Raw genomic sequence first — 2,279 nt, 5'->3', positions numbered from 1 at the left:
GGATCCGCGCCGTTGATCTTCACGGCCTCGTTCCACAACACGGACTGCAGGCCGAGCTTCGGCTTCCAGTGGAACCTCGCCGCCGGCCGTGCTCGCCCCGCCGCAGCGCCGGCCGGCCGACGTCGTCCGCGCGCTCAGCGCCGCCCGGCCGGGCGGCGACCGCAGCACCTCGACGGCCCTGACGCTGGCGTTGCACCAGTTCCCGGACGCCGCGACCGGTCCGCGCGTCGTCGTGTTCTACACGACCTCCGCCGACGCCGGCGGGGAGAGCGCGGCGGCGCTCAGCGACCGGTTCGTGCGGGCGGGGACGATCCTGGTCGTGGTCGGCACCGCCGGAGACGGCAGGTACTGGGCCGACGCCGCCCGGGCCACCGGCGGATTCTTCGCCCCGGCCGGAACGCCTGTGGTCGTCCCGGCCCTGGACCAGGTGGAGACCACGCTGCGGGGCCGGCACCTCGTGCGGTTCGCCACCCCCCGCGAGCTGCCGGCGCAGGTGTCCGTCCGCATCGAGGCCGGCGCCCTGAACCTGACCGGCGCCGCGCTCATTCCCGCCGCGGACGTCGCCGGGGACCTTCCGCCGGGCCGGCCGCCCGGCACCTCGGCCGACACCTGGTGGTGGGCGGTCGCCGGCTGCCTGGTGGTCCTGGCGGCCGCGGCGCTGATCCTGCCGTACCGGTCCCGGCGCTTTCGCGGCGAGCCGGTCCTGGAGCCGTCGCGATCCCCGATCGCCAGGGGACGGGCACCCGTACCCCGTACGGTCGCCCGCGGGCAGGCCCCGGTGCCGGGCACCGGATCCCAGGAGCCGCCGTCCGCGCCGCCGTGAGCAGGCGAATGATCCAGCCGGCTGCGCGCGGCGGTTTGACGCCCGGGCCGGCGGAGCCGACGCTGTCCCTACCGATCGAGAGGAGCACCCCATGCCACAGCCGGAGGGCGCCGAACTGGACGCCGTACGCGAGCGACGCACGGCGCTGCGCGACGCCTACCTGCGGCCGCGGCAGGACCGGCCGGCGACCGCCGGACAGGGCATCCACCACGCCGCCCTGATCTGCCGCGACGTGGAGAGCACCATCCGCTTCTATCAGGAGGTGCTCGGATTCCCGCTGGTGGAGCTGGTGGAGAACCGCGACTACCCGGGCTCCAGCCACTTCTTCTTCGACGTCGGCAACCGCAACCTGCTCGGCTTCTTCGACTTCCCCGGCCACGACCACCCGGACTTCCGGGAGACGATCGGCGGGGTCCAGCACATCGCGCTGTCGGTGAGCCCGGAGCAGTTCACCCTCGCCAAGGCGCGCTTCGACGCCGCCGGGATCGAGTACCTCGGCCCGGACCGGGGCGTGGACGACAGCCTCTACGTCCGCGACCCCAACGGCGTCGGCATCGAGCTGTACCGCGAGAAGCTGGGAGTCTTCGAGGGGATCACCCTGGTCACCGGCGGGAACACGACGGACTGATGTCACCAACCCGGGCGCCATGCCCGGTTCATCGACAAATGCGCAAACGCTAATTTCCCTCAATGGGTTTCCCTGACCCACCTCGTCACCGCATGCTGATCGAGGGGTCACGATGAGTGAAGAATTCCTGCCGCGTCACGTACTGACCGAGATCGACAGTCCGATCCGGGAGTCCCGCCTGATGGGCGTGGGTGAGCTGGCCCAACTCGTGACCAGCTCCGACCTGGTCATGGCGGCCGCCGCCCACCTCGCCCTGCGGCGTCTGGCCGACGACGACAGCCGCACCGTCGCCGCCGCCGCCGCGACGGTGCTCGGGCGTACGGCGGTCCGCCTCAACCCCGACCGGGTCGATTTCGGCGAGGTGCCGCACGGCACCCCCCACCTGGTCGCGGACGTGATCGTCGAGGGCCCCCCGCTCGCCTTCGCCACCGCCACCGTCACCGCCTCCGGCCCCGGCCTGCGCGCCGCGCTGACCGGCCGCAACCTGCGCATCCTGTGGCAACCGCGCTCCGACTGGCTCGACGGCTCGATCACGATCAACGGCACCGCCGGCTGGGCCGAGGTCCGCGTCACCGGCCAGGTCGCGCAGACCGAGCCCGAGTTCCGGGCCGGCCTCGAGGCGCAACTGCAGGCGGAGGCGGGCCTCGGCGGCGGAAACGCGGCCCGGGTGACCGTGCTCCCCGCGCCGCCGGCGCGCCGGCGGGTCGGCGCCGCCGTGATCATCGCCGGCCTGACCGCCGTCGGCCTGCTCGGCGGCGCGGGCGTCGCGATGGCGCTGACCAACGGGGCGCAACGCGACCTGACGGCGGCCGGGCCGGCCACCACCCC

At 74.0% G+C, this 2,279-nt stretch carries 2 protein-coding genes and 1 pseudogene; all 3 read left to right on the top strand.

Annotated elements, in window-relative coordinates; all coding sequences use genetic code 11:
• Window positions 1–88 precede the first annotated feature (88 nt).
• Entirely contained in the window at window positions 89–823 is a 735-nt protein-coding gene (locus AB0F10_RS45305) for a hypothetical protein (protein WP_360640770.1), read from the top strand.
• Window positions 824–914: 91 nt separating this feature from the next.
• A complete protein-coding gene (locus AB0F10_RS45300) occupies window positions 915–1,451 on the top strand; it encodes a VOC family protein (RefSeq protein ID WP_360640768.1) in 537 nt (178 codons plus the stop codon).
• 112 nt (window positions 1,452–1,563) lie between these two features.
• A pseudogene (locus AB0F10_RS45295) lies at window positions 1,564–2,279 on the top strand (YncE family protein); the annotation flags it as partial.

This window comes from Actinoplanes sp. NPDC026623 (genome assembly GCF_040638275.1).
Taxonomy (GTDB): Bacteria; Actinomycetota; Actinomycetes; order Mycobacteriales; family Micromonosporaceae; genus Actinoplanes.
The sequence above is the reverse complement of the archived record's forward strand: the minus strand, read 5'-3'. Positions and strand labels throughout refer to the sequence as shown.